The sequence below is a fragment of the Chryseobacterium carnipullorum genome, from assembly GCF_900142785.1.
GTDB classification, from domain to species: Bacteria; Bacteroidota; Bacteroidia; order Flavobacteriales; family Weeksellaceae; genus Chryseobacterium; species Chryseobacterium carnipullorum.
The window spans coordinates 1-6982 of sequence record NZ_FRCD01000036.1 but is presented as its reverse complement, the minus strand read 5'-3'; the positions used below and the strand labels follow the sequence as shown (position 1 = coordinate 6982).

General features: G+C 33.3%; 8 protein-coding genes and 1 pseudogene. All 9 read right to left on the bottom strand.

Annotation, left to right across the window (positions count from 1 at the left end; all coding sequences use genetic code 11):
• Positions 1-94: 94 nt before the first annotated feature.
• The 9 genes and pseudogenes from BUC06_RS24340 to BUC06_RS23015 all read right to left on the bottom strand — a co-directional run bounded on the left by BUC06_RS24340 (position 95) and on the right by BUC06_RS23015 (position 6568).
• Positions 95-217, bottom strand: a complete 123-nt coding sequence (locus BUC06_RS24340; RefSeq protein WP_262487941.1) for a hypothetical protein — start codon at positions 215-217, stop codon at positions 95-97.
• A gap of 2 nt (positions 218-219) precedes the next feature.
• A complete protein-coding gene (locus BUC06_RS23050) occupies positions 220-585 on the bottom strand; it encodes a hypothetical protein (RefSeq protein WP_073336954.1) in 366 nt (121 codons plus the stop codon).
• A 1-nt stretch (position 586) separates the two neighbouring features.
• Positions 587-1165, bottom strand: coding sequence for an SOS response-associated peptidase family protein (locus BUC06_RS23045; RefSeq protein WP_167367464.1), 579 nt, complete (start codon positions 1163-1165; stop codon positions 587-589).
• Positions 1166-1309: 144 nt separating this feature from the next.
• The gene (locus tag BUC06_RS23040; protein WP_073336950.1) at positions 1310-1603 is read right to left on the bottom strand and encodes a HigA family addiction module antitoxin; all 294 of its coding nucleotides are present in this window, start codon (positions 1601-1603) and stop codon (positions 1310-1312) included.
• Positions 1604-1623: 20 nt separating this feature from the next.
• Positions 1624-1917, bottom strand: a complete 294-nt coding sequence (locus BUC06_RS23035; protein ID WP_073336948.1) for a type II toxin-antitoxin system RelE/ParE family toxin — start codon at positions 1915-1917, stop codon at positions 1624-1626.
• Between the two features lie 147 nt (positions 1918-2064).
• Positions 2065-3327, bottom strand: a complete 1263-nt coding sequence (locus BUC06_RS23030; RefSeq protein WP_073336946.1) for a Y-family DNA polymerase — start codon at positions 3325-3327, stop codon at positions 2065-2067.
• Positions 3328-3329: 2 nt separating this feature from the next.
• Positions 3330-3791, bottom strand: a complete 462-nt coding sequence (locus BUC06_RS23025; RefSeq protein WP_073336945.1) for a LexA family protein — start codon at positions 3789-3791, stop codon at positions 3330-3332.
• A gap of 102 nt (positions 3792-3893) precedes the next feature.
• Positions 3894-4685 carry a GLPGLI family protein gene (locus BUC06_RS23020; RefSeq protein ID WP_073336943.1) on the bottom strand — a complete coding sequence of 264 codons (792 nt, stop codon included), beginning with the start codon at positions 4683-4685 and terminating at the stop codon, positions 3894-3896.
• Between the two features lie 312 nt (positions 4686-4997).
• Positions 4998-6568, bottom strand: a pseudogene (locus tag BUC06_RS23015) (Na+/H+ antiporter).
• Positions 6569-6982: the final 414 nt, after the last annotated feature.

The following is a 6982-nucleotide window of genomic DNA, read 5'->3' as shown; positions in this document are numbered from 1 at the left end:
ACCGATTAATTAAATCAGTTTAATCTATTAAAACAAAACCTTTTAATAGATTTTATCCTTAACGTACAAAATTTTACTTTTCGTCGACTGACCCCTATACTGTCTCATTTTCATATTCTCCTTCTAAATTACCTTCATCATTTTTATAATCATCAATTATTTCATTGATCATTTTTAAAACTTGTTCCTTGCTTTCTATTACTTCAATAAATTCCATAATTAAAATTTAACTCCTTTTTCTTGTAAAGTATATATTTCTCGATGTAATATATTTTCATTTAAATCTTCACCTTTTGCTAAGTTCCAGATGTAATGCAATAGATGAAAAATTTCTTTATCATCCAATGCAGACTTAAAGATATATAAATCTCGTCGATCTTTATTTTCAAAATAGTCTTTATCGAAGGTCATTACATTTTCAGCTTCTTCTTCCCATTTAATACGATAATAACCATCATATTCAATTTCTTTTTCAATCGCTTCTTCACGGATGAGTTCCATCACATCATTGTAAACTCCTTCTGGATCTTCAGCCATATCCATAGTGATATTCATTATCACTTGTTCTGTATCTTGTATGCTCATATCAAAAAAGTGTTTGTGAAGTTTTCTCCGGTTCTAAATTTAGAAAATCAAGATTTGGCGAGAAATTAGGAAATTGAAATTCTTCAATTGGTTTTTGATTTAAAAATTCTCTTCCCATTTTTTCATCAAGCGTAATGATCATTCTATCATGGATGGGAGCTTGTACTTCGTTTGGCTCTGTGGTTACAAGTCCAAAACCAATGTTACCATCCGACCAAAAATCATAAAATGCGGCAATATAAAATTGTGTTCGATCTTTCCAAAACATTTCGTGCTTCTGCGAACCTGCTTTATTTGTCGGTAAGATCACTTTTTTTCCTTCGTAATATGAAGTTGCAGGAATTAAACATCTATTCTTTTCAATATTTTTATAATCACGATATGTTTTTTCAGATTTTAGATTTAAACCAGAGGTAGGATATTTTTTTATTTCTTTAATACCCCAATACGTAGGGATCAATAAAATTCCGTTATGATTAACTATTGCAGGAATTGTTGGTTTCGTCTGTTTTACAAAGGCATTGATTAGTCCTATGTTGAAATTAGTAGTATCAACTTCTTCAGCATCAAAATCTTTCATTGCCTTTTTAAGATCTACACCTTTGGAATTGAAATTATAGCACATGTTCTTAGGATTGATAGAAAATGAATGTGCAAAAATTGTGCTTACTCGTATCTGTACACAAATTGCAAAAAAATAGTGTATTAAAATAAAAGCATTCTTTTAATTATAAGAATGCTTTGTCAATGTGTCCTTGTGAAAATTATCTTCTGCTTTTGCAAGATCATATTTTCTTTGTAATCTTAGCCAAAAATCGGCAGATCCTCCAAAAACATAACTTATACGTAATGCCATATCGGGAGTAATTGAACTTTTTCCGTTGATAATTTTTGATAGTGTCAGCCTTGTTGTGTTTAACAGCTTTGAGGCATCACCAATCGTTAAATTTGCGGGATCGATAATATCTTCTTTCAATATTTCCCCAACATGGATATTTAGACTTTTATGTCTTTCCATTTTTATAAAACTTTTTGTAATCAATGATAGTCTATCAAATCAAGATGAGTTGCCTCATGATTTGTGCTATCAAACTTAAATATAATCCTATAGTTCCCTGAAACGCTAATTGACCAGAATTCTGATAAATTACCTTTTAATTTGTGAGGTGCTAAATTCTGCAATCCTTTTAAATCTTCAGGAACTTTCTCTAATGTATCAATCATAAATAATAATCTACTTAATTTTTTTACTAAGTGTGATTGAACTTTACTTCCGTCTCCTTCGACGAATAATTTTTCTAAACCTTTGTGGCTAAATGAAGATATGGGCATAATTTTAAATTTTTAATCCTGTGCGGAATTTTTGGTCTGATCATATTCATTATTTTTATTATTTAAGGTTTTCTATTTAGTTTAAATGCTTGTATACTGCAAATATACAGTATTCATTTTTAATACACAACTATCTAATAAAAACTATTAACTTTTTACTCGAATTATTTGATTAATGTCAGTAGTATATCTTGGAGAAAGATTTTTTTGATTCATTTTCCAAGTTTTCTGAACATCCATAGAGGCTAATTTGATTTTATCAGCACCTAACCTTTTGTTCATTCTATCAATTACAGTCATGATAGGTTTATGTATTTCGTGAAAATCTTCATCAAATAAGCTTGTCATTCTTTCGGTGTCTGGCACAAATTCAGTAAGCATTACGCCAGCTTTTCTGTATTGAAAAAAAGGTAAGTATATTTTTTCTAAACCTTTTAAAGCCATTGCAGACAATTCAATTGCTGAACTTGATGGATTTGGCAATGCAAGTGTTATAGAATTGCTGTACTGCTTTAAATCAGCTTTAAAACGGTCTGTAGTAATGAAAACTGTGATGAAATTACAGCAAGAATTTTGTTTTCGTAGTTTCTCTGAGCATTTAAATGCAAATGTTGAAACTCGTTCTTTCAAAACTTCTAAATTATCGGTTCTTTTGTCAAAAGTTCTGCTTGTACCAATACCTTTTTTTTCTTTATATTCGGAAAGTTCATATTGAGGTATTCCTCGCAATTCCTTGTGCATTCTCAAACCATAAATACCCATTTCCTTTTGTACATACGCTTCTGGCAATTGAGTAAAATGCCAAGCTTTTTTTACTCCGATTCTTGAAAACCTTTCTGCGTATCTTCTTCCGATACCCCAAACGTCCTCCAATGGTAACCATTTCAAGGCTTTTTCTATCTTATTTTGAGAATCAATAACGTAAGTGTGTCCTAACTCATTTGAGTGCTTTTTAACTATCTTATTGGCGACTTTAGCCAATGTTTTAGTTGGCGCAATACCAATGCTACAAGGAATATCCAAACCATTAAAAACAGTATTTCTAAGGTCGTTGCAATGATCTTTTAAATTTAAATATTCATAACCATGAAAATCAAGAAAAGATTCGTCCACGCTGTAGACTTCTATATCTCGGCAGTATCTACGGCTGATATTGACAATTCGATTGGAAATATCACCGTATAATACAAAATTTGCTGAAAATACTGCTACGTTATATTTTTTGATTATATCTTCTATTTGAAAGGCAGGAGCTCCCATTTTAATACCGAGTGCTTTAGCCTCTGGACTTCGGGCAATGGCGCATCCATCATTATTGGATAGTACAATAACAGGTTTGTTCCGTAGATCGGGACGGAAAATGCGTTCGCAGGATGCATAAAAATTATTTCCGTCAATTAATCCGAACATTATTATAATCTATGTAGGTTCCAAGTAGATCTTCCCCAATAAGTAAAATCTGAATCCGAAGAAATAAATAAATCCAAATACTCAGGATTTTCAGATTTTAATGTAATACTTTCCAGACTTGATGAATTTTCTTTGAAACTTGGTCTGTATTTTTTTACATAAAATTCTCCATCTAAAAAAACAATGATCACATCATTTTCTTTCGGTAACATTCCCTTTTGTATTATTAAAATATCACCGTCAAATATTCCTATTCCATTAAGGGAATCACCTGTTACAAAAGCAAAAAAAACTGTTTCTTTATCTTTTATCAGAAGCTTTAGAAGATCTATAGTATCTTCAGGAAAATCAAGTGCCGGACTTTCAAAACTTCCGTAACCACCTGCTTTTACTTTAGCAGGGAGAACAGGGATAATAATATTCTCATCATCCGAAAATTTTAATAATTGAATTGGACTTTTCACATGACAAAAGTATAAATAAATTGAGTTATAAAATTAGAGAATAGATTTATATATAAAAAATGCACCTAATTAGGTGCATCTAAATCTATAAATTAATTAAATTTAGTCTATAAAATTATTAGATCTTTTAGCATTACTGTTAATTCTGGCAACGTGACTTGGCTTTAGAGAATATCCTGTCTGATTTGATATCATCCCTGCCGGATTATCTAAATAGTTTTGTCTCGCTTTATAGAAATTATCATATTTAGTAGGCGCCACATCTTTCATGGGAACAATTGGTTTTGAAACCTTTTTAAAACTAACCATAGAAAAATTAACGTAATCTTTTGTATCATAAACTTCTAATACCAAACCTGGAAGACCTTTGAATACATAAGGGCCGTCAGGAATCGGAATATCTTCAGTATACCACGATACATACTTCCTACCCTTATAATTTCCAACAGCTTTTTTGCATTTAAATGTACCTATAATTTTCGATTCATTTTCTGTTTCCCAACTTATAGGATCCTCCAAAGGATATGAAAAACGATTTCTTAATAATTCTTTAAAAACCATCAGTTTGCCTCCATCATTAAAAACTTCTGATTTAAATTTAACAGTCGGTACTTTTTCCATATTCAACATCACTTTACCATTAACTGGATTTGCAAATTGTTGTTTACCAATAGCCAACACAATTGAATCGGTCTTAGCTTTTTGAGTAGATTTAAACAATGATTTATTATTATTTATTAATAAGGATAAATATTCTTCATCTGGGTTAATTTTAGACAAAGTATCAGGATACATTTTGAATTTATAGATAACTTCATATTCAGACTGTAATTGATCTGATTGAGAATATAAAACACAATACATCATTAAGAATAAGAATGAGTAAAACCGCATTATCAAATAGTTTTAGAGTAATTTTAGATTAATTTTTGATTTGTAATCAGTTTATCCGCAAAGATATTCGACTAAAAGATCGTATTACAAACAATTCTTCTTAAATCATGTCTTCCAATATTGGGATTTTCCTGTATTGATTTAAGAAATTTTATTCGCTCTGCATTATTTTCTAGACTGTCTAATTTTAATTTTATTGAATCAAATGTTTTCATAATATAAAATTAAGAAGAAATAAAAATAGAATATTATGGTAAACTTTAGCACAAAAGAATTACTCTCCACGTCAACAAAGTTCATTGTTTTAAAAATTTAATGCATTCCCAGTTTTTCCTCCTGTAAATCGAGCATTTTTAAATGTTTACGTACAATTTCTTCATCCAGCAGAATATCCTCACGGTTTTTGGAAATCAGCCATTCGCGCTGCTGGTTTATGATATCCAGGTAAATTTCACGGTATTCCGGAAAATTCAGAATTACTTCCGAACTGTTGACACGGTTTTCCCAGGTTTGCAACTGATCCTGTAACGCCGGGAATTTTTCAAGTTTTTCGAAATGGGTATCCCGGATTCTCTTCACTCCTATTTTTGCAAGTTCGTTCCGGATTTCATAATCGATTTCCTTTTCAGAGCGGGTAAAATCAGGATCCTGAATTTTGAATTTTTTGATGAGAAAAGGCAGCGTCAATCCCTGAACCACCAAAGTGAGCAGAATGACCACGAAAGTGATAAATAAAATCAAGTTCCTGTGCGGAAAGGGCGTTCCATCGTGCAAAGTCAGCGGAATAGAAAGTGCAGCAGCCAGTGAAACCACGCCGCGCATTCCCGTCCAACCGATTAAAGCAGGTCCTTTCCAGCCTGGATTTTGTCGGTGGCAACAGTGATGAAATTACGCATAATCATCGTGGTGAATACGGCGCCATAAGCCGCAACGATTCTTGTTATAATCAGAATAACTGTAATCAAAACGCCATAACCGAATGCTGTGAACAAGTCTGTTTCAAGCCCTGAAACAATCTGTGGAAGGTCGAGCCCAATCATCATAAAAACAATACCATTCAGCAAAAAAACCAAACTGCTCCAGACATTTAGCGTCCCTAAACGCGATGAAGTAGCCAGAAACGAATGACTTCTATTGGAAAGCAACAAACCACCAGAAACTACAGCCAAAACACCAGAGGCGTGAAGCTCTTCCGCTACCAGATACATGAAGAACGGCGCCACGAGCGTGAGCACGATATCGATATTGGCGTCAGTTGGCAACAAGCGGTGCATCTTCATAAAGAAAATCCCTACAAGGATTCCGATTCCAGCACCACCGATACACATCCACAGGAAACTAAGGGCAGCTTCCTGCCAGATGAATTGTCCTGTCGCAACTGCAATCATTGCAAAGCGGAAAATAATCAATGATGAAGCATCGTTCAGCAAACTTTCACCTTCAAGAATCGAAGAATACCGTTTCGGAATTTTTACAAATTTCAAAATCGCTCCAGCACTTACGGCATCCGGCGGCGAAACTATTCCACCCAAAAGAAAACCCAGCGCCAGCGAAAATCCAGGAATAAAATGATTGGCGGCAAAAGCTACAACCAAAGAGGTAATAAACACCACCACGAAAGCAAAACTGACCACAATCCTGCGCCAGCGCCACAATTCTTTCCACGAAGTCGCCCAGGCAGCTTCATACAAAAGTGGCGGCAGGAATATAAAAAATATCAGTTCAGGTTCTATATGAATTTTAGGCGTGCCGGGAATAAAACTGATGCCCAGACCGGCCAGGACCAGCAAAACCGGATATGCAACTTTTATTTTTTTGGCAAGCATCACCAGCAAAACGGTTATGATCACCAGGATCAGGTAAAATGTGAGATTCTCAAGCATTTAGTTTTTAGATTTTATGATTAAAGAAGTTTCTCGAAAGCTTTTCTTTCACCGCCTGCCAGGTAAACCTCGCCGCAATAAGTATAGCCTAGTTTTTTGAGTATGTGAAGCATGGCTGCGTTATCAAAATTCATGTCCATTTTTACGCTGACGATTTACAAACTAATCTGCTCCGACTTTATTTTTTAGTTCTTCTTCTCGGATGTTTTTATATTTCATAGTGGTTATTTGTCTGGTTATGTTTTTTTTTGTAACACAAAAATAGCTTTTTGAAACTAATGAAATGTGAATAATGTGCTTTTTTAAAACTGAAAAAAGCATCCGAATTATGTAAATCATTTAGAAGGTCGTTTTGTAACATTATCTAATGAGAATTCTAATCACCAAATAATAAAGCGTCTGAAATTTCACGAC